Source organism: Methylocapsa acidiphila B2 (genome assembly GCF_000427445.1).
Lineage (GTDB): Bacteria > Pseudomonadota > Alphaproteobacteria > Rhizobiales > Beijerinckiaceae > Methylocapsa > Methylocapsa acidiphila.
In genome coordinates this window covers 3021196-3043067 of sequence record NZ_KE386496.1, presented here as the reverse complement: position 1 = coordinate 3043067, position 21872 = coordinate 3021196, and the positions used below count along the sequence as shown (strand labels likewise).

24 protein-coding genes are annotated in these 21872 nt (G+C 63.4%); 18 read left to right on the top strand and 6 right to left on the bottom strand.

The window, feature by feature from the left end:
* The first annotated feature begins 491 nt into the window (after positions 1–491).
* From METAC_RS0116975 to METAC_RS0116960, 4 genes are all read left to right on the top strand, one after another.
* A complete protein-coding gene (locus METAC_RS0116975; protein ID WP_026607957.1) occupies positions 492–1631 on the top strand; it encodes an MlaE family lipid ABC transporter permease subunit in 1140 nt (379 codons plus the stop codon).
* 137 nt (positions 1632–1768) lie between these two features.
* On the top strand, positions 1769–2500 hold the full coding sequence (locus tag METAC_RS0116970; RefSeq protein WP_051335870.1) for an ATP-binding cassette domain-containing protein: 732 nt from the start codon (positions 1769–1771) through the stop codon (positions 2498–2500).
* Positions 2501–2569: 69 nt separating this feature from the next.
* Positions 2570–3643 (top strand): MlaD family protein, encoded by a 1074-nt coding sequence (locus METAC_RS0116965; protein ID WP_026607955.1) that lies wholly within the window; start codon positions 2570–2572, stop codon positions 3641–3643.
* A 158-nt stretch (positions 3644–3801) separates the two neighbouring features.
* Positions 3802–4362: an ABC-type transport auxiliary lipoprotein family protein gene (locus METAC_RS0116960; protein WP_036256715.1), complete on the top strand. Its 561-nt coding sequence runs from the start codon at positions 3802–3804 to the stop codon at positions 4360–4362.
* A 21-nt stretch (positions 4363–4383) separates the two neighbouring features.
* Here the strand turns inward: METAC_RS0116960 and METAC_RS0116955 are convergent, their stop codons facing one another.
* Positions 4384–5319 (bottom strand): cation diffusion facilitator family transporter, encoded by a 936-nt coding sequence (locus METAC_RS0116955; RefSeq protein WP_026607953.1) that lies wholly within the window; start codon positions 5317–5319, stop codon positions 4384–4386.
* Between the two features lie 251 nt (positions 5320–5570).
* On the opposite strand from METAC_RS0116955, the gene METAC_RS24165 reads away from it, so the two are divergent.
* Together METAC_RS24165 and METAC_RS0116940 are read left to right on the top strand one after the other, a co-directional pair.
* The gene (locus METAC_RS24165; RefSeq protein ID WP_245257509.1) at positions 5571–6926 is read left to right on the top strand and encodes an MATE family efflux transporter; all 1356 of its coding nucleotides are present in this window, start codon (positions 5571–5573) and stop codon (positions 6924–6926) included.
* A gap of 68 nt (positions 6927–6994) precedes the next feature.
* Positions 6995–7918 (top strand): DUF937 domain-containing protein, encoded by a 924-nt coding sequence (locus tag METAC_RS0116940; protein ID WP_026607952.1) that lies wholly within the window; start codon positions 6995–6997, stop codon positions 7916–7918.
* A 33-nt stretch (positions 7919–7951) separates the two neighbouring features.
* Here the strand turns inward: METAC_RS0116940 and METAC_RS0116935 are convergent, their stop codons facing one another.
* Positions 7952–8464, bottom strand: coding sequence for a DUF2244 domain-containing protein (locus tag METAC_RS0116935; protein WP_026607951.1), 513 nt, complete (start codon positions 8462–8464; stop codon positions 7952–7954).
* A 47-nt stretch (positions 8465–8511) separates the two neighbouring features.
* On the opposite strand from METAC_RS0116935, the gene nth reads away from it, so the two are divergent.
* On the top strand, positions 8512–9258 hold the full coding sequence (gene nth / locus METAC_RS24160; RefSeq protein ID WP_051335644.1) for an endonuclease III: 747 nt from the start codon (positions 8512–8514) through the stop codon (positions 9256–9258).
* A gap of 11 nt (positions 9259–9269) precedes the next feature.
* Here nth and METAC_RS0116925 read toward each other — a convergent pair whose 3' ends face one another.
* Together METAC_RS0116925 and METAC_RS0116920 are read right to left on the bottom strand one after the other, a co-directional pair.
* Complete coding sequence (locus METAC_RS0116925) at positions 9270–9905, bottom strand: hypothetical protein (RefSeq protein ID WP_026607950.1); 636 nt, start codon at positions 9903–9905, stop codon at positions 9270–9272.
* A 110-nt stretch (positions 9906–10015) separates the two neighbouring features.
* On the bottom strand, positions 10016–11107 hold the full coding sequence (locus tag METAC_RS0116920; protein ID WP_026607949.1) for an ATP-dependent DNA helicase: 1092 nt from the start codon (positions 11105–11107) through the stop codon (positions 10016–10018).
* Between the two features lie 189 nt (positions 11108–11296).
* Between METAC_RS0116920 and METAC_RS24155 the strand changes: the two genes are divergently transcribed.
* Entirely contained in the window at positions 11297–11788 is a 492-nt protein-coding gene (locus tag METAC_RS24155) for a DUF3455 domain-containing protein (RefSeq protein ID WP_036255689.1), read from the top strand.
* A 25-nt stretch (positions 11789–11813) separates the two neighbouring features.
* Here METAC_RS24155 and msrP read toward each other — a convergent pair whose 3' ends face one another.
* The gene (msrP, locus tag METAC_RS0116910) at positions 11814–12770 is read right to left on the bottom strand and encodes a protein-methionine-sulfoxide reductase catalytic subunit MsrP (protein ID WP_026607948.1); all 957 of its coding nucleotides are present in this window, start codon (positions 12768–12770) and stop codon (positions 11814–11816) included.
* Positions 12771–12991: 221 nt separating this feature from the next.
* On the opposite strand from msrP, the gene METAC_RS0116905 reads away from it, so the two are divergent.
* The 6 genes from METAC_RS0116905 to METAC_RS0116875 all read left to right on the top strand — a co-directional run bounded on the left by METAC_RS0116905 (position 12992) and on the right by METAC_RS0116875 (position 18332).
* A complete protein-coding gene (locus METAC_RS0116905) occupies positions 12992–13867 on the top strand; it encodes an S-methyl-5'-thioadenosine phosphorylase (protein ID WP_026607947.1) in 876 nt (291 codons plus the stop codon).
* Positions 13864–14397 carry an adenine phosphoribosyltransferase gene (locus METAC_RS0116900; protein ID WP_026607946.1) on the top strand — a complete coding sequence of 178 codons (534 nt, stop codon included), beginning with the start codon at positions 13864–13866 and terminating at the stop codon, positions 14395–14397. The genes METAC_RS0116905 and METAC_RS0116900 overlap by 4 nt, the downstream gene beginning before the upstream one ends.
* Before the next feature lie 86 nt (positions 14398–14483).
* On the top strand, positions 14484–14816 hold the full coding sequence (locus METAC_RS0116895; RefSeq protein WP_026607945.1) for a hypothetical protein: 333 nt from the start codon (positions 14484–14486) through the stop codon (positions 14814–14816).
* The gene (locus tag METAC_RS0116890; RefSeq protein WP_198017241.1) at positions 14786–15718 is read left to right on the top strand and encodes a DUF6734 family protein; all 933 of its coding nucleotides are present in this window, start codon (positions 14786–14788) and stop codon (positions 15716–15718) included. The genes METAC_RS0116895 and METAC_RS0116890 overlap by 31 nt, the downstream gene beginning before the upstream one ends.
* A 2-nt stretch (positions 15719–15720) precedes the next feature.
* Positions 15721–16722 (top strand): hypothetical protein, encoded by a 1002-nt coding sequence (locus METAC_RS0116885; protein WP_036255688.1) that lies wholly within the window; start codon positions 15721–15723, stop codon positions 16720–16722.
* A 464-nt stretch (positions 16723–17186) separates the two neighbouring features.
* A complete protein-coding gene (locus METAC_RS0116875; protein ID WP_026607942.1) occupies positions 17187–18332 on the top strand; it encodes an alpha/beta fold hydrolase in 1146 nt (381 codons plus the stop codon).
* A gap of 207 nt (positions 18333–18539) precedes the next feature.
* Here the strand turns inward: METAC_RS0116875 and METAC_RS0116865 are convergent, their stop codons facing one another.
* Positions 18540–18884, bottom strand: coding sequence for a hypothetical protein (locus METAC_RS0116865; RefSeq protein WP_026607941.1), 345 nt, complete (start codon positions 18882–18884; stop codon positions 18540–18542).
* A gap of 127 nt (positions 18885–19011) precedes the next feature.
* Between METAC_RS0116865 and rph the strand changes: the two genes are divergently transcribed.
* From rph to METAC_RS0116845, 4 genes are all read left to right on the top strand, one after another.
* Positions 19012–19725 carry a ribonuclease PH gene (rph, locus tag METAC_RS0116860; RefSeq protein WP_026607940.1) on the top strand — a complete coding sequence of 238 codons (714 nt, stop codon included), beginning with the start codon at positions 19012–19014 and terminating at the stop codon, positions 19723–19725.
* 1 nt (position 19726) lies between these two features.
* Positions 19727–20359, top strand: a complete 633-nt coding sequence (gene rdgB / locus METAC_RS0116855; protein WP_026607939.1) for an RdgB/HAM1 family non-canonical purine NTP pyrophosphatase — start codon at positions 19727–19729, stop codon at positions 20357–20359.
* Between the two features lie 86 nt (positions 20360–20445).
* Positions 20446–20751: a hypothetical protein gene (locus tag METAC_RS0116850; RefSeq protein WP_026607938.1), complete on the top strand. Its 306-nt coding sequence runs from the start codon at positions 20446–20448 to the stop codon at positions 20749–20751.
* Positions 20752–20796: 45 nt separating this feature from the next.
* Positions 20797–21681 carry an SDR family oxidoreductase gene (locus METAC_RS0116845; protein ID WP_036255687.1) on the top strand — a complete coding sequence of 295 codons (885 nt, stop codon included), beginning with the start codon at positions 20797–20799 and terminating at the stop codon, positions 21679–21681.
* The last annotated feature ends 191 nt before the right edge of the window (positions 21682–21872 follow it).

The window sequence follows — 21872 nt, the reverse complement described above, 5'->3', positions numbered from 1 at the left end:
GATTGTGCGGCGAGAAGAGGCGAAGGCACGGTAAAGCGCGCGTGCGCCAGCGAGGCGGGAGAGAAAACCTGGGCGAGAAAAAAGAGAAGGACGAAGAAGCGACGAGCCGGGCTCCGCCAGCCTTTGAAGGCCGGCCTCCGCCCAAGCAAGCTTGACCGTCGAGGGCAAGACGCTCCGCCCGAATTCACTTCGAAACACCTCTTAAACGCGTTACGCTCGACCATACGAAACCGCAATTCGCGTATTGAGGGTGCGAGTTTTACCCGGCCGATTCAAGAACGTTTCCTGAATCGCGGGAGCCGAGACGCATTTTGCTTGTCTGGCGTGGCGACGCCGCAACAGTCGCTCGGCCAAATGAATTTTGCGTGATCGCTGCTCTTTCGAGCGTACCGCGCAGTTCCGAACGCTGGCCGGCGCCACGACTTCGCCGCAAGGTCGACATAAAAGCCTCCATCCCGCGCCTCGAAGGCGATCTTGAGGACCTGATCAGGATGGGCTCGTTGAACGGTCCGACATTCTCCAGCCGGCGAGCCGGCGACGCTATTTGGCTCAGCCTCGCCGGCCACTGGACCCTCGACGCCTCCGCCGAGATCGAAGCCGGCGCCAAGGCGCTTCTGACTGAGGGAGGCGCGGGCCGCCGCGCCATTCTTGATCTCGGCGGCGTCGCGCGGCTAGACACGGCGGGCGCCTGGCTGATCGACCGGACCCGGCAGCAGCTCAGCGCGAGGGGCGTCGCGGCGGAGCTCGCCTCGATCAGACCAGAGTTCGGGATCCTTCTCGAGGAGGCGGGGTATCGCGCTCTCAACGCGCCGCCGCGGAAGCGTAAATCCTATGCGGTCGATCTTCTCGCCGACGTCGGCCAAAGCGTGGCGAGCGCGGGACACGATCTCCTCAACGCCGTCGATTGCCTCGGCCAATTCGTGGCCTCGATCGGCAAGAGTCTCGCGCGGCCGAGCCGATTTCGCCCCGCCTCGCTCTTTTCCCACATGGAGACGATCGCGCTCCGCGGCGTCCCCATCATTTTCCTGATCAATTTTCTGGTCGGCGCGATCGTCGCTCAACAGGGCCTTTTCCAATTGCGGCGCTTCGGCGCAACCATTCTCGTCGTCGATCTCGTCGGCATTCTCATCCTGCGCGAGCTCGGCGTCATGCTGACCTCCATCATGGCGGCGGGCCGCTCGGGTTCGGCGATCACCGCCGAGCTCGGCTCGATGAAGATGCGCGAGGAGATCGACGCTTTAAAGGTCATGGGCATGCAGCCCATGGACGTGCTGATCGCGCCGCGCATTCTCGCGCTCATGATCAGCGTCCCCCTTCTGACCTTCATCGGCGACATGTCGGCGATCTTCGGCGGCATTGTCGTAGCCTGGATCTATGGCGGCATCACGCCGCGGAGCTTCATCGCGCTCTTGCCAGAGGCGATCGGCCTGCACACGTTCCTGAGCGGCATGATCAAGGCGCCGTTCATGGGATTCGTCATCGGGCTCATCGCCTCGGTCGAGGGCCTCGCTGTCGAAGGCTCGGCCGAATCTCTTGGGCGCAGGGTCACGGCCTCGGTCGTCAAATCCATCTTCATGGTGATCGTCGTGGACGGCATTTTCGCTATGTTCTTCGCTGGAATTCGATTTTGACCGAAGAGCTCGCCCTCGGGGCCGGCGCGCCCGTTCGAGCGCCAGGACTGCTTTCGGCGCAAGCCCGCGCGCGCCCGACGACGGAAGCGGTTATCCGGGTGCGCGAGCTCGTCGTCGCCTTCGGCGAAGAGCGCGTGATGCGCGGCCTCGACCTTGACGTCTACCGGGGAGAGGTGCTCGGCTTCGTCGGCGGCTCGGGCACGGGCAAATCCGTCTTGACGCGAACGATCTTGGGGCTCATCCGCAAGGAGAGCGGGCGGATCGAAATTTTCGGCTCCGACATCGATCAGGCGTCGGCGCGCGGGCATGATAGCATCGACCGGCGCATCGGCGTGATGTTCCAGCAAGGCGCTCTTTTTTCCGGCCTGACGGTCAAGCAAAATGTTCAAGTTCCCATGCGGGAGCATTTGCGCCTGTCGCCTCGGCTCGCGGATGAGCTAGCCATGCTCAAGATCAAGCTTGTTGGGCTGGATCTTGACGCCGCCGACAAATATCCGTCAGAATTGTCCGGCGGCATGATTAAGCGGGCCGCCCTGGCGAGGGCCCTGGCGCTCGACCCCGAGCTTCTCTTTCTCGACGAGCCGACATCGGGCCTCGACCCGATCGGCGCTGCGGATTTCGATGAGCTGATCGCCACGCTGCAGAAGACTTTGGGCTTGACCGTCTTCATGGTCACGCATGATCTCGATAGCCTCTATTCGATTTGCGACCGCATCGCCGCGCTCGCGGAGGGAAAAGTGATTGCGGCGGGGCCGATCGAGGCCATGGTCGCAGCCGAACATCCGTGGCTTCGCGCCTATTTTCACGGCAAGCGGGCGCGACAATTCGATCCTTCGGTCGCGCGGGGAGGCGTCTCGGAGGATCTTTGACCAGCCGGCAGGCGCGGAGGTCCGCCAAGGGCCAACCGGGCAGGCGCGGCGAATAGGACTCTGGAAAATATGGAAACCCGCGCGAATTACGCCTTGATCGGCGCTTTCACCCTCGCGGTGATCGCCTCGGCCTTCGGCTTCGTCTTTTGGTTCGCCGGCGGCGACAGAAGCGGCGGCCGCCAAGTCTATAAGGTCGTCTTCACCGGATCGGTGTCGGGCCTTCTACGCGGCGCGCCAGTGCTGTTCAATGGCGTGCGCATCGGCGAAGTGGTCAAGATCGACCTCTCTCCGACCGACCCTGGCCATGTCTCCGCGCTAGTCGACGTCGACGCGCGCGTGCCGGTCCGCGCCGACACCAAGGCGCGCCTCGAATCGACCGGCTTGACCGGCGTGGCCTCTGTCGCGCTGTTCGGCGGCGCCGAGCAATCCCCGCCCCTAGCCGCGGGTCCCGGCGGCGAGCCCGGCGTGATCGTCGCCGATCGCTCGGACTTCCAGGACCTTCTCGAAAACGCCCGCAAGATTTCCGATCAGGCCGCGGACCTCCTCAGCAAGACCAATAAGATTATGGACGACAGCGCCGCCGCCATCACCGGCTCGGTGAAGAACGTCGAGAAATTCTCCGACGCGCTCGCCGCCAATTCGGACGGGATCAAGGATTTCATGAGCGCCATGGCGGACGTCGGAAAGACGATCAAGCCTTTGACCGTCAAGCTCGAGACCCTGACGACCGACGTCGACGTGCTGGTCAAGGCCGTCAACCCCAATGACGTGAAGACGATCGTCTCCAACGTCACGTCGACCTCGGCCAAGCTCAACGCCGCAGCGGACAAGGTCGACGGCGTCCTGACCAATCTCAACGGCTTTCTCGCCACCGGCGACTCGAAAGGCGCGTTCGGCGAGATCGCTGAGGCGGCGAAATCGATCCGCAAGGTCGCCGACAATTTCGACATTCGGCTGAAGGAGATCGCCGCCAATGTGAACCGCTTCACCGGGTCCGGCTTGCGTCAATATGAGGCGCTGGCGGTCGACGGACGCAAGACGCTCGAAGAGATCAATCAGGCGATCCGCTCCATCGAAAGCAATCCGCAGCAATTCATCTTCGGCAAAAAGCAACAAATTCCGGAATATACTGGCAGCCGTTAGCGGGCTTGCGCGCGCCAGGCCTCGGAGCGATCCGGCCTTTGCAAGGCCGCGCAGGTTGAACGCCGGCGACCACGCGCCGGCCTCCCGTTCGGAGATGATCAGGAATGGAGCCCGGCATCTGGGCCCGTTTTCGCGCCCCGCGTCATCGCGCCGCTTGCTTGACGCAGCCGCTCAAAATCCTCGCCGTTGCAGGCCTCGCAAGCGCCCTCGCCGCTTGCGCGACCAGTTCCATGGTCGCCTACAATCTCGGCGCGGCGCCAAATGCGGTGGCGGGGCCGCAACCGGGGCGCGGCAAGATCGCGGTCATGAGGCCGACGACGACGCTGGCGGCCGATTCGAATCGGATCGTCGTCCGCACCGGCAAAGACGCCCTGGCTTACCTGACCGGCGCGCAATGGACGGCGCCCTTGCCCATGCTGGTCGAGGCGCGGCTCGCCGAAAGCTTCGAGAAGGCGCATCTTTTAGGCGCAAGCGGCGAGGCTGGCCATAACCTTCAGGCGGATATCCGCCGCTTCGAGCTCGACGTCCCGCGCGGAGAAGCGGTCGTCGAAATCTCGGCCCGCATTCTCGACCGCGAAGGTCGAATCCTGTTCGAGCGGAATTTTTCAGCGAGCGCGCCGGCCGCGGCGGAGGATGGCGCGACCGTGTCCGCCGCTCTCGACGCGGCTCTCGCCATAGTCATACGTCAAATCTTGGCGTGGACTACGCCCAAGGTTTGAGAAGCGGACAGCCGCCTCGCCTCACACCACTTCGTCGGGCGCGAGGGCGCAAGCGGTTTCATGCTCGGTCTCGATCTGCATGGTCACATGTCCGATCCGATAATGCTCGTGCAGTTCGGCGGCGGCGCGCATCAGGAACGGGTCGCCAGGATGCCCGTCCGGCATGACGAGATGGACGGTGAGCGCGGTCTCGCTGGTGCTCATCGGCCAAATATGGAGATCGTGGAGGCCCGAGACGCCGGGCTGCGCCAAGAGAAAGCGCCGCACCTCCGCGCTGCTGATGCCGACGGGAACGCCGGCGAGGGACATGGCGACGCTCTCGCGCAGCAGACCCCAGGTGCCGGCGATGATGACCGCGCCGATAAGCAGGCTCAAGGCGGGGTCGATCCAATGATATCCGGTAAGCGTTATGGCGAGGCCGGCGACGACGACGCCCGCCGAGATTCCGGCGTCGGCCGCCATATGCAGAAAGGCACCGCGAACATTGAGGTCGTTCTTGCGCCCCGAAGCGAACAGCGCCGCCGTGGCGGCGTTGACGATCACGCCGATCCCAGCCACCGCCATCATGGCGCCGCCCGCCACCGGCTCCGGTTCAAAGAAACGCTCAATCGCGGCATAGCCCAGCGCGCCGGTGACGATGAGCAGGAACATGGCGTTGAAGAGCGCCGCGAGAATAGAGGTCGCCCGCAACCCATAGGTGAAGCGCGGCGAGGGCGCGCGCCGCGACGCCACGACCGCGGCGAAAGCGACGCCGAGGCCGAGCACATCCGAAAGATTATGGCCGGCGTCGGCGATGAGCGCCATCGAATTGCCGAGGACTCCATAGACGGCTTCGAGAATGACGACGATCAGATTGAGCGCCATCCCGACGCCGAAGCGCGCCCCGAAGCTCGCCGGGGCGTGAACATGCGCGTGGGCGCCGCCATGGGCATGGGCATGCTGGTGTGTCTCGTTCATAGCGCCGCCATCGTCGATTGCGCCAAACTCAGGGTTCCGCGCTCATTAACATTTCCGCGCCGGGGCGCGGATAATCTTTTTGCATCCGTCAAAATAGCGTTTCTAAAGCATGTTCTTGCCGATCTGATTAAAGCGATCCGAGCCGCGAGAAAAAACGCAAGCTCTTGAAGTTTGGAAAGCGCTCGAGACGCCGAGAGTGTACGAAGCGCGTGGAGCCGCGGCCGCGTCCGATCGCGAAGGGATCAAGTTCATTGAGTTCAGCCTCGAAACTGACGCGCCCGATTTTCACGGAAGGCTCGACGATGCGCCACGTGCTCGTCATGACGGCGGCGGCCTCGATCGGGCTCATGTCCATCTTCATCGTGGATCTTCTTTCTCTCATTTACGTGTCGCGCCTCGGCGATCCGAACCTCACGGCGGCGGTCGCCTATGCGACTCAGGTCATGTTCTTCGCCGTCTCGATCAATATCGGGCTCTCGATCGCGATCGGCGCGCTCGTCGCCCGCGCGATCGGGGCCGGCGACTGGCCGGGCGCGCAACGGCTCTCCGCCTCGGGCCTTGTGCATGTCATTGTGATCGCGGCTCTGGTCGGCGCGGCCGGCATTGTCTTTCGCCGTGAAATTCTCACCCTTTTCGGCGCCCGCGGCGAAGCGCTGGACGTCGGCGCGACTTTTCTCGCGATCACCCTTCCAGCGACCATCCTGCTCGGCCTCGGCATGTCGCTCGCCGCGCTTTTGCGCGCCGTCGGCGACGCGCGGCGCGCCATGTATGTCACCCTTTCCGGCGCGATCGTGACGGCCTGTCTCGATCCGATCTTCATTTTCGGCCTCGGCCTCGGGGTCGAAGGCGCAGCGATCGTCACGGTCATCTCGCGTCTCGTCCTTGTCGCCGTCGGGCTTCTCGGGGCGGTGCGCCGGCACGGACTTGTAGGGCGGCCGCATCGCAGGGCCGTGATCTTGGATCTGCCGGCCATGCTCACGATCGCCGTACCGGCCATATTGGCCAATCTGGCGACGCCGGTCGCCAACGCCTATGCGATGCGGGTCTTCTCGCATTTCGGCGAGGCCGTCGTCGCAGCTTTCGCCATCATCGATCGGGTGACGCCGGTCGCCTTCGGCGTGGTCTTCGCGCTCTCGGGCTCGGTCGGCCCGATTCTGGCGCAAAATCTCGGCGCCCGGCTCTTTTCCCGCGTACGCCAGACGCTCACCAACAGTTTCGCCTTCTCGGCGGTTTACGTCGTCGCGGTCTCGGCCCTGTTGCGCGCCAGCGCCCCGCTCGTCGTCCAAATTTTCGGCGCGCAGGGCGAGACCGCCGACCTGGTGCGTTTCTTTTGCGCCTATGGCGGCCTTCTTTGGCTTTTCCTCGGAGGGGTTTTCGTCGCCAACGCGGCCTTCAACAATCTCGGCTTTCCGGTTCTCTCCACCTTGTTCAACTGGGGTCGGGCGACTCTCGGCGCCATTCCCTTCGTGACGATCGGCGCCGCGCATTTTGGTCCCGAGGGGGGCTTTTTGGGCTTGATCGCAGGAGCGGCCGTGTTCGGCACCGGCGCCGTGGCCACGGCCTATTTTGTCACGGCCAAGCTCGCCAAGCCGGCAAAGAGCGCGTAGCATCCGGCGCCTTCCCTCTAAACGAGCGACCAACAATCCGCTGACACGGGACGGCAGGGAGAAAAGCCATGCCCAATCTCTATGAGATCCTGCAAGACGCCCACGGCGGGCAAGCAATTGAAGATCTCGCGGTCCAATTCAACATCTCGCCGCAAGAGGCGGACGCCGCCGTCGCGGCGCTTCTGCCGGAGCTTGCGGACGGACTGAAGGCCAAGGCGGCCGAACCGGAGGCGCTCGCGCCGGTCATCGAATCCTTCAGCCATAGCCAGCCTGTGGCGGCCTTCGCCGATCCGGCGGCGGAACAGGCCTTCGCCGCAGAAAAAGGCGGCGCGGCGCTCCGCCAGCTCTTCGGCTCGGAACAGATCGACGCGCAGGCCATCCAGCGCGCCGCCGCCGCGACCGGGCTCAAGCCCGATCTCCTGGCGCAAATCCTTCCCATTCTCGCTTCGGCCGTTTTCAGCGGCTTGACGAAAGCGCTGCAAAATCAGGGTCTCGGCGCGATTTTCTCGCAGATCGTCAACGCCGGCCGCCAGGGCCAAAGCAGCCAGGGCTCCATTCTGGACGGGCGGGGTGAGGCGCCTTCCCCAGCCTCGGTCGGCGGCGCGGGCGGGCTCGGGTCCATTCTCGGTCAATTGCTGCGTGGAGGCTCTGCGCAAGCCGGCTCTTCGCCTGCGTCGGGGGGAGCCTTCGGCGGCGTTCTCGGCACTTTGCTCGGCGCTCTCGTCGGCCGGGCCGGAGGCGCGCCCGCAGCGCCGGCTCCGTCATCCTCCTCGCCGGGGCTCGACGCCAACTCCGTCCAAGCGGCACTTGAAGCGCTGGCCAAAATGCTGCAGCCGGGGACGCAGCCGCCGACCAACCCGGCGTTTCGCGCCTCCGCGATCGATCCGGCCGAGAGCGAGGACATCCTGCCTGAAGAGCCCGCGCCAAGGCGAGAGGTCGAGCCCGAGATCCGAAAGGAAATCGGCGAGATTCTCAACCCTAAAACGGACTGAGCGCGGCGACGCTCTGCGAGGCCGGCTGGTCTATCAGGAAAAACGCGGGCCGCGCCGCGCCTCGGCGAGCGCCCGCGACAATGCGCTCGCCAAATCCGCCTTTTGGTCCGGCCCCAGAAAACCCGCGATCTCGACGCTCTTCCCGCGCGAGACGAGGGCGAGCCTTTGCGTGCCGAATTCCTCGTGCTCTTCCCGCTCGAGCCGCACCCAGGCGGGGTTGAAGAGCCATTCGGCGCGCCGCCCCTTCGCGCTGACCTTGGAAAGCCGAAGCTCGTAATGGGTGACGAGCACGTCCTCATAGGCGCGGGCGGCTTTGAAATTGGCGCGAAAGGCGAAATAGAAAATCGCCACGTCGAGCCCCATGAAGCCCGCGACCGGCCAGGCGCCGAGCAAGATGAAGGGCAGGCTCGAGAATAGGCTCGCGCCTGAAAACACCATCATGATCAGATAGAAATTGCGCCGCGTGAGCGATCGATAGGGCTGCAGCCGCGCCGCGAAAAGCCTGCGATTTTCAGGCTCCGCAATCCCGGATTCCTCATAAGACATGGGTCGACGCTCTTCTCCCCGCCGATGATCGAATTTATAACGCGCAAATGACCAAAATCACGACGGCAAAAGCGACGCGCGGAAAAAAAGGCGAAAAGCAAGCCGCCGCAAAGGCTTCGGTCAAAGGCCCTGCAAAGCCGCGGGCAAAAAAACCCAAGCCGCCGGACCCGGCCCGCGTGGCCGAGATTTTCCGTCGTTTCAAGGCCGCCGACCCGCATCCCAAGGGCGAGCTGCATTATAAAAACGCCTTCACCCTTCTCGTCGCCGTGGTGCTTTCGGCGCAGGCGACGGATGCCGGGGTCAACAAGGCGACGCCGGCGCTGTTCGCGCTCGCCGACAATCCGCAAAAAATGCTGGCGCTCGGCGAGGACAAGGTGCGCGAGCTGATCAAGACGATCGGCCTTTTCCGCACCAAGGCCAAGCATGTGATCCTGCTCTCGCAGCGCCTGGTCTCGGATTATGGCGGCGAGGTGCCGCAAGACCGCGTAGCTTTGGAGACCCTGCCGGGCGTCGGCCGCAAGACCGCCAATGTGGTGTTGAACATCGCCTTCGGCGCGCCGACCATGGCGGTGGACACGCATATTTTTCGCGTCTCGAACCGCATTCCGCTCGCGCCGGGCAAGACGCCCCTCGCCGTCGAGCTCGGCCTCGAGAAGATCATCCCCGCAGCCTATATGCAGCATGCGCATCATTGGCTGATTCTACACGGCCGCTACATCTGCATGGCCCGCGCGCCGAAATGCGGCGCGTGCCCAATCGCGGATTTGTGCGCTTGGCCGGAGAAGAGGGTGTAGGGGATAAGCTATTACGCGCCAGTGCGAGCGACAAGTATCATGAGAGTTCCCTTGCTGGCACCAGGGTTTGATTCGCGGGTTAGCAGAGCCCCACCGGCTTCAAATGCTTGGAAAAGTTTTTCGGCCAGTTCTGAGTGCTTTTCCTCTTCTTTTGTTAGAAGATACAAACCGTGCCCTGATGGAAATGGTGGACAGCAAAATGCGACGGATCCGCTGGCTTTCCAGCCAGGAATTGAATTGAAGAACTCTCTTATGTTCTCGGCAAACTGCTCGCATTCATCGCAGTTCGGCACGCTGTTAACCTCCAAAGAGTAGGATTGCGCCAGATCAAGATTTAACAGCGGTTCCATGCGGCTCCGCTGGCTCGGCTTTAGCATGCGAGTTGGGATTCGCTGGAATACCTCTTCGGATTTGATTCTCGCTTCGTGCTCATCAGACCAGACAGCAAATCCCGAGTAAAAAAACGCCAAAATAAACGCGTTAAGCGTAAGCGTCTGATACATCGATGACGGCACTCTATCCAGCTGACGCTTGGCCCACGGCCAGTAAGTATGAGCGAGAGATCCAAAGCCCCAAAAACTCCCGGCGGTCAGGAGGGGCCACAAATGCATCAAAAAGGACTGCAAATACAAATACATATTATACATCCCGCCCCACTCTAGCCAAATCATATTTTCTAACAGCGCTCAACATAACGAGCTTCATAATGAGAGCGGGGCCGCTACGGTGTTCAAAATCCAAAGTTGTTCTCCCCCTATCACACCACAACCGTCAACCGCTCGGCCGCGCGCGTAATCCCCGTGTAGAGCCAGCGGTGGCGATGCTCGCGGAAGGCGCCGCTTTCGTCGAACAACACGACCGAGCTCCATTGCGAGCCTTGCGCCTTATGCACGGTCAGCGCATAGCCGTAATCGAATTCATCCGAGTCGCGGCGTTGTTGCGGGGTCAGACCTTCCTCGGCGCCTGAAAAGAACTCAGGCAGGACGCCGATGCGCAAGGGCTTGCGGGTCGCATCGTCTTCCGGGACCACATTCAACGCGAGCTTCTTCTTCCGCGTCGTTCCGGTGGTCTTCACGATCCATATGCCGCCATTCAACAAGCCCTTGGTCTTGTCGTTCCTAAGGCAGACGAGCTTATCGCCGGGCTCCGGAAAATCACCCTCATAGCCGAAAAGCTCGCGCATCCGGCGATTGTAGGATTTTCGCGTGCGGTTCAAGCCCACAAGCACCTGATCGGCGCCGGTGACCGCGCCCGCGTCAATATCGCGGCGCTCGATGACGCGGCTCTCGCCATAGGCGCCGAGCGACAGCCGTCCGCCCTCGCGCACCAGCATGGACATTTTGATGATCGGATTATCCGCCGCCTGGCGATGCACCTCTGTCAGCATCACATCGGGCTTGGCCTCGGTGAAAAAGCCGCCGCCCTTCACCGGCGGCAATTGCGCCGGATCGCCGAGCACCAGCACGGGCTTGCCGAAAGAGAGAAGATCGCGGCCGAGATTCGCGTCGACCATGGAGCATTCGTCGATGATGACGAGGCTCGCCTTGGCGACGGCGCTCTCCTCATTCAGCACGAAGGAGGGCTCCTCCGTCTCGGTCTCGCGCGGCTTGTAGATCAGGCTATGGATCGTGCGGGCGTCCTTGCAGCCCTTGGAGCGCAGCACCAGCGCCGCCTTGCCCGTATAGGCGGCGAAGGCGACCTCGCCGTCTATGTCCTCGGCAAGCTGCTTGGCGAGCGTCGTCTTGCCGGTGCCGGCATAGCCGAACAGGCGAAAGACTTGCGGCGCGCCCTGCTTCAACCAGGCGGCGACGGCGCCGAGCGCAGCGTCCTGCTGCGGCGACCAGCTCATTTCACACGACTTCCCGCCCAGCCCCGCGGCCCGGCGCCGGGGCATCGCCATTCCGTCATCATATCCTGTCACATTTTCGCGAGACGGCGGCGCGGGCTTGACAATAAGCGTCGCGCCGCCGCCCAATCTGAAGGCGTGTTTCACGTGAAGCACAGTTGAAGCATCTTACAAAGCCCAAGGAGCAGACGCATGAAACGCTTGATCCTGGCCCTCGCTGTTTGCGGCCTCGCCGACGGCGTCATGGCGGAAGAATCGCTGACGCCGCCCGCGGACGCGAAGCTCCTGTTCGAGCTCGGCGCCGACGGCATCCAGGTCTATGCCTGCGAGGCCAAGGACCAGGGCTTCGCCTGGGTCTTTCAGGAGCCGGCGGCAAATCTGTTCGACGCGGAGGGACGCCAAATCGGGACCCATTCCAAGGGGCCGAGCTGGACGCTTTCGGATTCTTCCTCAGCAACCGCCGAACTCATTGCAAAGCAGGCCGCGGCGCAAAAGGGCGCAGTTCCCTGGCTGCTGCTCAAGGTCAAGACGCATGACGGCGCGGGGCGTCTCGCCAACGCGGCCTATATTCGCCGCATCGACACCAAAGGCGGCGCCGAGCCCGCGAGCGGCTGCGACGCCGCCCATAAGGGCGAGGCCGCGCGGATCAGATATTCCGCGACCTATCAGTTCTTCGGGCAGTAGGCCGGACGGACGGACGGGCGGCGGCTCACATGAAGAGCCGCTCGCCTTCGAGGCCGCTATAGAGCCCGGCGACGAATTCGCCATAGCCGTTATAGAGCTCGGTCGGGCGGCGCTCATGCGTCCCGAGCACTTCCTCATTGGCCTGGCTCCAACGCGGATGTGGAACCATCGGGTTCACATTGGCCCAAAACCCATATTCGCTCGGACCCAATTGCTCCCAAAAGGTCTTCGGCCGCTCCGCGACCAAGGAAATCCGCGTGATCGACTTGATCGATTTGAAGCCATATTTCCACGGCGTCGCGAGGCGCAAGGGCGCGCCCATGCTCTTCGGCAGCGGCTTGCCATAGGCGCCGGTGACGAGAAAGGCGAGATCGTTGCTCGCCTCGGCGAGGGTCAGGCCCTCGACATAGGGCCAAGGATACCAGAACTGCCGCTGCCCCGGCGCCACGGCGCGATCGAGAAAGGTCTCGAACCGCACATAATTGGCCCCGGCCTGCGGCTCCGCCGCTTCGATGAGCGCGCGTAGGGGAAAGCCGGTCCAGGGAACCGCCATCGACCAGGCCTCGACGCAGCGATGGCGATAGAGGCGCTCCTCCAGCGGCATGCGCTTCAAAAGATCGTCGATGGCGATCTCCTGCGGCTTGCCGACGCGCCCGTCGATCTTGACCGTCCAGGGCCTGACCTTAAGCGATTCGGCCGCGTCCGCGATCGACTTGCTCGAGCCGAACTCATAGAAATTATTGTAGCGCGTATTAACCGCTTCGGGCGTCACAGGACGGTCGAGCGCAAAGGCCTCGTTGCGCTTGGCGGGATAGAACGCGCCGGAGGAGTCGGGCGCGCCCAGAGTCGGGAGCGCGCCAAGAACGCCCACGGCCGAGGCCGCGGCGACGCCTTTCAGCACGGTCCGCCGCGCGAAAAAAACATGCTCGGGCGTCGCGTGACGCTCCGGAATCTCCCAACCCTTGCTACGGCGAATCACCATGGCTTTAATCCTTGCGCAGAGCTCCCTGTGCCTAGATACGAAGCGGCGCGGCCTTTTGTTACGGACGCGGAAGAATAAGGCGCTGCGGCTCGGCGAAGAAATCACACCCTCGCGAGGGCGCGCCCAGTGAAAACTCCGCCGCCGCCGTGACGAAAGCAATGTTTTCCTTGCGCAGGACGCGGCAATATTGAAACTGCTTCGCTCATGGAGCGGCGAAGAAAATGACAAAAGCGATCGTCGGCATAATCGGCGGGTCCGGCGTTTATGACCTGCCGGGCCTCGAGGACGTCAGGGAAGAGCGGATCGCGACCCCTTGGGGAGAGCCTTCCGACGCGCTGCGCTTCGGCCGCATCGGCGGAACGGAGGCGGTCTTTTTGCCCCGCCATGGCCGCGGCCATGTCCTTTCGCCCTCCGGCATCAATTACCGCGCCAATATAGACGCGATGAAACGCGCCGGCGTGACCGATATTGTCTCCGTCTCGGCCTGCGGCTCCTTCAAGGAGGAGCTCTATCCGGGCCTTTTCGTGCTCATCGACCAATTCGTCGACCGAACATTCTCGCGCCAAAGCTCCTTCTTCGGCAATGGCTGCGTCGCCCATGTCTCCATGGCGCACCCTGTCGCGCCGGCTCTGCAGGCGCGGATCGCCCTGGCGGCGCAGGCGGAGGACATTCCCTGCCTCACCGGCGGAACCTATGTCTGCATGGAGGGGCCGCAATTTTCCTCGCTGGCCGAATCGCGGAGCTATCGCGCAGCGGGCTATGACGTGATCGGCATGACCGCCATGCCCGAAGCCAAGCTCGCCCGCGAGGCCGAAATTTCCTACGCGACGGTCGCGATGGTGACGGATTACGACTGCTGGCACCCTGACCATGACGACGTGGACGTCGCCTCTGTCATCAAGATCGTGCTGGCCAACGCCGGCGCCGCCGCTCGGCTGCTGGCGCGCTTGTTGCGTGATTTTCCGGCCGAGCACGAGCCCTGCCCGGTCGGCTCGGATTGCGCCCTCGACAACGCCATCCTGACCGCCAAAGAAGCGCGCGACCCCGATTTGTTGAGAAAGCTGGAGGCCATTATGCAAAGGATCGGAACCGCGTGACCTTTGACCTGAAAAGCGCGATCCGCACGATCCCGGATTATCCAAAGCCCGGCATCATGTTTCGGGACATCACCACATTGCTCGGCGACGCACGCGCCTTTCGCCGCGCCATCGACGAATTGGTCCAGCCTTGGTCGGGCGGCAAGATCGACAAGGTCGCGGGCATGGAAGCGCGCGGCTTCATTCTCGGCGGCGCCGTGGCGCATCAGCTCTCGGCCGGCTTCGTGCCCATCCGCAAGAAAGGCAAGCTGCCGCACACCAAGGTCTCGATCGCCTATTCGCTCGAATATGGCATCGACGAGATGGAGATGCATGACGACGCCGTCGAGCCGGGAGAAAAAGTGATCCTGATCGACGATCTCATCGCCACGGGCGGCACCGCGACCGGCGCCGTGGGCCTGTTGAAGAAGATCGGCGCCGAGGTGGTCGCGGCCTGTTTCGTGATCGATCTTCCGGCGCTCGGCGGCGCCAAGAAGATCGAGGCCATGGGCGTGCCGGTGCGGACGCTGATCAGCTTCGATGGGCATTGAGGGCCAAGATCTCTTTCGTCCAGCTCGGACCGCGTTTATGATGTGAGCGACAAGGGACATCGTCCCTTTGTGGCGCGAGCAGCATCGTGATCGAGCCGGATTGGCCGCCGTCTCTCTCCCTCGACCGGGCGCGACCGGGAACCGTGACGCGTCTTTCGCTTTTCGCTCCGGGGATCGAGGCAGCGAGCGACATCGCGATCACGGGCCTTGGCGTCGCTGTGACTCGCGACGTGCGGACCTCGCGGGGCCGGCTTGATCTGACCCTCGCCATCGCCGCCGAGGCGCCCCCGGGCTGGCGCGATCTCGAGCTATCGTTCGGCCCGCGCCGCCGCCGCCTGCCGTCCGCCTTCCAAGTCCTCGATTTCCTCTCCTCGGGAGGCCGCGGGCCATGGCCCGGCATCGGGAGCCATCTGATCTGATGCGCGCCCTCTGGTCCTTCTGGTCGCGCCCTCACGACCTCTATTATCACCGCTATTGGCACAGCCCGCGCGCCCATTGCCTGAGCTGGGCGCTCTCGTTCGGCGAGGCGCGCCGGCATTATGCGGACACCTGCCTCTGCGCCGACGAGGCCGGAGCGACGCTCCTCGTCGATCGTCTCGGGCTCGGCTTCCGTCATGTCGACACGAGCCTCGAAATGCTGAACCGCGTGGGCGTCGACCCGCAATGGTGGGTTTTGGGCAAGCTCAGCGCCTATGCGGCGCAGACCGAATCTTTCGTTCATCTCGACGCCGACGTCATCCTGTGGAAGCCACTCCCGGCCCGCCTCGAGGCTGCGCCGGTCTTCGCGCAGAACCCCGAGCATTTTGATTTCGAAGATCAGACGCTTTATCGGGCCGACGGCTTCATACGGGCGATGACGGAGCTCGGCGGATGGCTGCCGGAGGAATGGCGCCTCCATGCGAGACGGCGGCGCAATTCGGCGCTCTGCTGCGGAATCATCGGCGGCGCGGATGTGGCTTTCCTCCGGCGCTACGCCTCTCTCGCGACGGAGATCATCCGCCATCCACGCAACGCCGCTGTATGGGAGACGCTCGGCGTGCGGGATAATATCTTGGTCGAGCAATATTTTCTCGCCGCCTGCCTCGAGGCGGATCAAAACTATTCCACGCGCCCGGAATTTCTATTTCCGTCTTCCGACCACGCCTTCGACCCGGCGGAGGCGGAGCGGGCGGGCTATACTCATTTGATCGGAGACGCCAAGGCGGATAGCGCGATCGCCGCGCGGCTCGAGGCGAGGGTCAGGTCCGCCCATCCCGCGCTCTATGAGCGATGCATGGACCTGTTCGGGGACAGGCCCGAGATTGTGAAAGCGGGAGGGTGAAGATGAACGACAAGACGGGCGCCGATATAGACGAAACATTCGCCGCCGTCGTCGAGCAGGCGCGGCGATGCGAGGATCTTCTCAAAGACATGCAAGCGCCGAACGCGCGCATCCTGGCGCGCGCCATGGGCGGGGACGAGGTCTGGCGACGCGTGGCTCGCGAGCGCTACAATACTGCGTGCCGCGCCCGCGCCGCCCGTCTCGACAATCCCGGCCCGCCGGACGTCTATCTCGACGCCATAAGCGTCGACGCCGATCTCAAGGCCGTCTGCGACAAGCGTTGGCTGCTCGGCGAGGCCATCGACGTTCTCCGCCTGCGTCTCGACCGGTTCGACGCGCTGGCCGCGCCTTATGACGATTTCGAGCGCTGCGTGCGGCAGGCGATCACCGGCCCCGACCGCTCTCCCGCCGAGCTCGACGGCGCCATCGCGGAAGCGCTGGGCCTCGCGCAACGCGCCGCCACATGGAAGCCCGACCGCAAGGAGGACGCCACGCTCGTCGACCGCTGGATCAAGAGCTTCAAGAATAACCCCATTACCGCGGCGGTGATTCTGGCCGCGATCGTCGCCGGTGCGATCGGCGGACTCTATAAGGACTTGCCCTCCGAGTGGAAGACTGGCGTCGTATCGCTATGGGACCGGACGCCGCGTGCGACAGAGGGATGGGCCAAGGTCGGCAGTCTCGATCCGCTGGATCATCGCCGCTGGTCGCGCGTGGACATCGACGTCGTCGAACAGAGCGGCGCAAGCGCGAGGCCCTATCCCGTCCGAGCTGGCGACATCGTCACGCCGCGCGTCGGGTTGCCACAGTGGATCGTCGGCTATGCCGAGCGCGGCGCGCGCGACGCCCTGGTCGCGCCGAAGCTCGAGGATTACGAAGCGCCAAAAAGAAATCAAACCGGCGCGAAATATGCCGTCGGCGCAAAATTCGAAGTGGCGGAGGTGAGCGTCATGCCTGTCGCCGGCCAGGACGATTTGGTTTGGCTGCGGCTCATCCCGCGGTGACGGTCTCTATAAGCCCGATCTTCGCCCGGCGCCGCCTCACTTCTTGCAGTCGACGAGATCCTTGTCCTCGATCGAAAACACTTGCCCGCCTCGATCACGACGCCCTTGACCTTGCAGACCTTGCCGTCAGGAAATCCGATCTTGGCGTCATAGGCGCCGGAACCCGCGCCCAGAATCGTCAGGCGCTCGTCATGATCGACGCTCTTGTCCTTATCGTTTAGGCATTGGTTCGCGCCAAAGGCCTCGCCCCCGCCGGGACCGAGCGCGGCGGCCAACGCCGCTAGGGCCAAGATCTTGCGCATAAAATTCCTTTCCTCGGCACGCGGCACGGCGCGCTTCCAGCGTCCATCATGGTCTTCGTGATGCCGACAAATGGGGAGGTCATGATCGCCAAGATCCGCGCGATCCGCAGGCGCATCGACTGAACGCTCGACCCATCGCCAATTCAACAAACGGAGACAGCCGTGACAAAAGATTCGCCCGCAGAGGGAAGCGCTAATTTCGAGAACAGCGTGCCGTTCTTCTGGCTGCTCGCGCCCTGGGCAAAATTTGGCGAGCGAGCGGCCGACACGTTCCAGAGAAATCTCGATTTTGCAAAAGAAGAAGCAAAAGAGGAATTTGAACTCAAACCCGTCTGGGCGACCGCGAACGAGATCGTTTATGAGCTCAACACCATGTGGCTTCGCGATTTTTCCGATGCGGCCGCGCGCGGCGACTCCGCCATTATCCCGACTGTCATCGACCCACCCTATGCCGGACATAATTCAACCATCGCCGATTACGCCCAGGGCCAGAGCCTTGTCGAGACGCTGCAGGCGAATGGCATAAGGCGCGTGCTGTGCATCGATTGGAAGTCGGCGACCGAAGAAATGAAGGACTACAACATCGACATCTACCTCGCCGAGATCAACGCCATCGTGGATGACCTCGGCGGCCGGATTAATCTCATCGGGCTCTGCCAGGGCGGCTGGATGGCGGCGATGTTTGCGGCGCGCTACCCGCATAAAGTCGCAACGCTGGTAGCCGCGGGCGCGCCGCTCGACTGCGACGCGGGGGAAGGTTTCGTCAAGAAGATCGCCAAGGAGCAGCCGATGGCCTATTTTGAAGGGCTGGTCAACGCAGGCGGCGGCCGGATGCGGGGTAAATTTATGCTCGCCGGCTGGAAAAGCATGCATCCGGAAGAGCAATATTTCAAAACCTATGTTGATCTCTACGAGAATGTCGAAGACCCCATTTTCGTCAAGAAACGCGAGGAATTCGAGAGATGGTACGAGCATCCGCTCGACCTGCCGGGCCGCTGGTACCTGCAGGCGATCAAGCTTCTGTTCCAGGACAACGCGTTCTGCAACGGCGAGTTCGTCGCGCTCGGCCGTAAGATCGCGCTGAAAGACATCATCTGTCCGACGTTCCTGCTCGCTGGCGAGAGCGACGACATTACGCCTGCGGCGCAGGTTTTCTCCGCGGAGGAAAAGCTTGGGACGCCAAAGGAGAAAATCGTCAAGAAGCTGGTTCCCGGCGGCCATATCGGCTTGTTCATGGGCTCGAAAACGCTCAAAAACTTCTGGCCGGACATCGCCGCCTGGATCAAGCGCGAATGTCCTGGAGCTTGACCGGGGCGAAAGGCCAATTGCGTGCTGAGGTCAAACTCTCTCAGATTAGGTTGCGGTGGAAGCACGCTTGCGCGGCTGATCATCGGCCCTTTCTCTTCCAGAGGGATGACGATCAGTTGAGGGCCATCTCGGGGCTCCAGCCGTAGCCTACGAATGCGAACAATTGACGCCGCGACCGAAGGCGCGCCGAAAGATTGAGCCACGCCCTCACTTCGTGCAGTCGGCGAGGTCCTTGTCCTCGATCGAAAAGACCTTACCCGCCTCGATCGCGATGTTTTTCACCGCGCAGACGGCGCCGTTCGGAAAGCCGATTCGCGCGTCATAGGCGCCCGCCGCGACGCCAGGGATGGCGAGCCGCTCGTCGTGATCGATCTCCTTGTCCTTGTCATTGAGGACGAGGTTGTCGCCAAATTTCGTCGTTCCCATCGGCGCGAGGCGCAATTCCGTCACGGTGGCCGATGTGAGGTTCCAGAACCGAGTTGGCTTGTCGGCGGCGCGCGCGGGGCTCGCGGCGATCAGGATTATTGCGGCGGCGAGGCTCAGACGACGCATAGCGCACCTTTCGGCATTTTCCATCCCCGCCGCGCTATACAGAAGCGCGCGGCGCTTGAACAGGGCGAGAGTTGCGTCGCGGGCGGCGGCGCACTAGAGATGCGCCTCACTCAAGAAGAGGATCTTCATGCGTCCATCCCATCGCTCCGCCGATGAATTGCGCCCCGTCACGATCGAGCGCAATGTGGCGCGCTACGCCGAAGGCTCCTGCCTCATCAAGTTCGGCGGCACCCATGTCCTCTGCACCGCCTCCCTCGAGGACAAACCGCCGCCGTGGCTGCGCGGCCAGGGCCGCGGCTGGGTCACTGCCGAATACGCCATGCTGCCGCGCGCCACGCATACGCGCACCAAGCGGGAATCGACCTCGGGCAAGCAATCCGGGCGGACGCAGGAAATCCAGCGCCTGATCGGCCGCAGCCTGCGCGCCGTCACCAATCTTCAGGCCCTCGGCGAGCGCCAGATCACCCTCGATTGCGACGTGATCCAGGCCGATGGCGGGACGCGAACCGCCTCGATCACGGGCGCCTGGGTTGCTTTGCACGACTGCCTCAAATGGATGTACGGCCGCTCGATCATTAAGGAGCACCCGCTGCGCGACCATGTCGCGGCGATCTCCTGCGGCATTTCCAATGGCGAAGCGGTGCTCGACCTCGATTACGCCGAGGATTCGGCGGCCGAGACCGACGCCAATTTCGTCATGACCGGCGCCGGCGCCCTGGTCGAGATCCAGGCCACGGCCGAGGCCGCCGTGTTCTCCGACGTTCAGCTTCTGGCGATGATCACGCTCGCCAAAGCGGGCATTTCCAAGCTCGTGGAGCTGCAGAAAAGCGCGGTCGCCTGATATGGCTCAACGGCTGGAGGGCAGGCTCGTGCTCGCCACGCATAATCTCGGCAAGCTCGCCGAGATGCGCGAGCTTTTGTCCTATTTCGGCGTCGAGGGCGTCTCTTCGGGGGAGCTCGGCCTGCCGGAGCCGGAGGAAACCGGGGACAGTTTCGCCGCCAATGCCGAGCTCAAGGCGCGCGCCGCTTCAACCGGCGCCAACTTGCCGGCGCTCGCAGACGACTCCGGCCTTTGCGTCGAGGCGCTCAGCGGCGCGCCGGGCATTTATTCGGCCCGCTGGGCCGGTCCGACGCGCGATTTCGCGATCGCGCGCAGCAAAGTCCAGCAAGCTCTAGAAGAGGCGGGCGCGTCGCCGCCCTTCAAGGCGCATTTCATCTGCTGCCTCAGCCTCGCCTTTCCCGATGGCGAGACCCAAGGCTTTGAAGGCCGCGTCGACGGCGAACTCGTGTTTCCGCCGCGCGGCTCGCTTGTTTTCGGCTACGATCCGATCTTCCTGCCGGAAAACCTGACGAAGACCTTTGGCGAGATGACGCTCGAGGAAAAGCACGCGATCCCGAGCGACGGATCGCTTGGCCTTTCGCATCGCGCGCGCGCCTTCCAGGCTTTCGCCCGCGCCTGCCTCGACAAATCCTGAACGGTTCCGCTTGATTCCGCGTGCTTCGCACAATATTATGTTGCAGCGCACTAGTGCTGCGCCGGTTGCGCGAAGGAAAGCGGAACATGTCTGCCGTCTGGAATACGAAATTCGGCTCGCGGCGCGTGCGGCGCGATCCCCCGACCCTTAAGGAGGCGATCATCGCCGCGCAGGGGCTGACCGATCAGCTGCTTCAGCAGGTCGAAATCGCCGCCGCGCTCATGGACCTGCCGGTCGAGGAGGTTCGGGCCGAATTGTTGAAATCGGCCCCCTCGCGCAAGGCCGAGCAGATCGTGACCTCCTCCGGACGCGAGAAGACCGTGCGTACTGTCGTCGTCGAACGCAAAGTCAGCCGCCGCGTCGCCGCCGGCGCGAAGCTCGCGCGGGGCTAAGCATCGGGCCATAAGCCCACGGCGCCGCGAGCGCGAGGACATCTCATGGCGGATGATTTGCGCGGCAAGACCGCCCTTATAACCGGCGCCAGTTTCGGCATTGGCCGCGAGACGGCCCTCGGCCTCGCCCGTCGCGGCGCCCGCCTCGTGATCGTCGGACGCGACCCCGCCCGAACAGAGGAAGCCGCGCGCTCGATCCGCCAGCAGTCCGGCAATGATTGGATCGACTTTCTCGTCGCCGACCTTTCCTTGCAGTCCGAGGTGCGCCGCGTTGCGGATGAATTCAAGCAGGCGCGCGAGCGGCTCGACATTCTCGTCAATAACGCCGGCGCGATCTTCGGCAAGCGGGAAGTCACCCGCGAAGGCTTTGAGAAGACCTGGGCGCTCAATCATCTCGCTTATGTGCTTTTGACCTTCGAATTGCTGGATCGGCTTCAAAGCGGCGCGCCGTCCCGCATTGTAAATGTCGCCTCGACGGCCCATGCGAAAGCCAAGCTCGATTTCAACGATCTTCAGAGTGCGCGGAAATATTCGGACTTCGAGACCTATTGCCGCTCGAAGCTCGCGAATGTTTTGTTCACCTATGCGCTCGCGCGCCGACTCGAGGGCTCGTCCATTTCCGTCAATTGCCTACATCCCGGCGTCGTGGCGACCGGCATAGCGCGGGACATGAACGGCCTGTTCCGGCTGGCCTTCAGGGCGGTCAAGCCCTTCTTGACGACCCCGACGCAGGGCGCCGCGACCTCAATCTTTGTCGCCGCATCGCCGGAGGCCGCCGGCGTGAGCGGCAAATATTTCGTGAAATGCAAGCCGGCTTCCTCCTCGCCGCTGACCTATGACCAGAGCCTGCAGGAGCGTCTCTGGGACGTCAGCCTCGCCCAGGCAGGCCTGAGCTGGCCGCCGACGCGGCAGACATCCTCCCCCCTCTGAAGCCAAGCGCGATTCTGCGGGCCATCGGCGCAAGCCCCGGCGCGGGCGTGCGCGCCGGGACGGCCCGTCGTTGCTATTTAATCTGTAAATCGAATATATGCTTTTGCAGAACTAGAACAAATCAAAAACATACTTCTTGCGATTCAAGTATATCGGCTTATTCTTCCGCCAATAAAACCGACGGAGGCGAT

Excerpts from the sequence above, each read along its gene's own strand:
- METAC_RS0116925 (WP_026607950.1), bottom strand. The coding sequence starts at position 9,905 with ATGTATAATATGTATTTGTATTTGCAGTCCTTTTTGATGCATTTGTGG.
- rdgB (WP_026607939.1), top strand. The coding sequence starts at position 19,727 with ATGGCTCAACGGCTGGAGGGCAGGCTCGTGCTCGCCACGCATAATCTC.
- msrP (WP_026607948.1), bottom strand. The coding sequence starts at position 12,770 with ATGGTGATTCGCCGTAGCAAGGGTTGGGAGATTCCGGAGCGTCACGCG.
- METAC_RS0116890 (WP_198017241.1), top strand. The coding sequence starts at position 14,786 with ATGGCCCGGCATCGGGAGCCATCTGATCTGATGCGCGCCCTCTGGTCC.
- METAC_RS0116885 (WP_036255688.1), top strand. The coding sequence starts at position 15,721 with ATGAACGACAAGACGGGCGCCGATATAGACGAAACATTCGCCGCCGTC.
- METAC_RS0116850 (WP_026607938.1), top strand. The coding sequence starts at position 20,446 with ATGTCTGCCGTCTGGAATACGAAATTCGGCTCGCGGCGCGTGCGGCGC.
- METAC_RS0116905 (WP_026607947.1), top strand. The coding sequence starts at position 12,992 with ATGACAAAAGCGATCGTCGGCATAATCGGCGGGTCCGGCGTTTATGAC.
- METAC_RS0116845 (WP_036255687.1), top strand. The coding sequence starts at position 20,797 with ATGGCGGATGATTTGCGCGGCAAGACCGCCCTTATAACCGGCGCCAGT.
- METAC_RS0116865 (WP_026607941.1), bottom strand. The coding sequence starts at position 18,884 with ATGCGTCGTCTGAGCCTCGCCGCCGCAATAATCCTGATCGCCGCGAGC.
- METAC_RS0116970 (WP_051335870.1), top strand. The coding sequence starts at position 1,769 with ATGCGCGGCCTCGACCTTGACGTCTACCGGGGAGAGGTGCTCGGCTTC.
- METAC_RS0116955 (WP_026607953.1), bottom strand. The coding sequence starts at position 5,319 with ATGAACGAGACACACCAGCATGCCCATGCCCATGGCGGCGCCCACGCG.
- METAC_RS0116935 (WP_026607951.1), bottom strand. The coding sequence starts at position 8,464 with ATGTCTTATGAGGAATCCGGGATTGCGGAGCCTGAAAATCGCAGGCTT.
- METAC_RS0116940 (WP_026607952.1), top strand. The coding sequence starts at position 6,995 with ATGCCCAATCTCTATGAGATCCTGCAAGACGCCCACGGCGGGCAAGCA.
- METAC_RS0116975 (WP_026607957.1), top strand. The coding sequence starts at position 492 with ATGGGCTCGTTGAACGGTCCGACATTCTCCAGCCGGCGAGCCGGCGAC.
- nth (WP_051335644.1), top strand. The coding sequence starts at position 8,512 with ATGACCAAAATCACGACGGCAAAAGCGACGCGCGGAAAAAAAGGCGAA.
- METAC_RS0116920 (WP_026607949.1), bottom strand. The coding sequence starts at position 11,107 with ATGAGCTGGTCGCCGCAGCAGGACGCTGCGCTCGGCGCCGTCGCCGCC.
- METAC_RS0116965 (WP_026607955.1), top strand. The coding sequence starts at position 2,570 with ATGGAAACCCGCGCGAATTACGCCTTGATCGGCGCTTTCACCCTCGCG.
- METAC_RS24155 (WP_036255689.1), top strand. The coding sequence starts at position 11,297 with ATGAAACGCTTGATCCTGGCCCTCGCTGTTTGCGGCCTCGCCGACGGC.
- rph (WP_026607940.1), top strand. The coding sequence starts at position 19,012 with ATGCGTCCATCCCATCGCTCCGCCGATGAATTGCGCCCCGTCACGATC.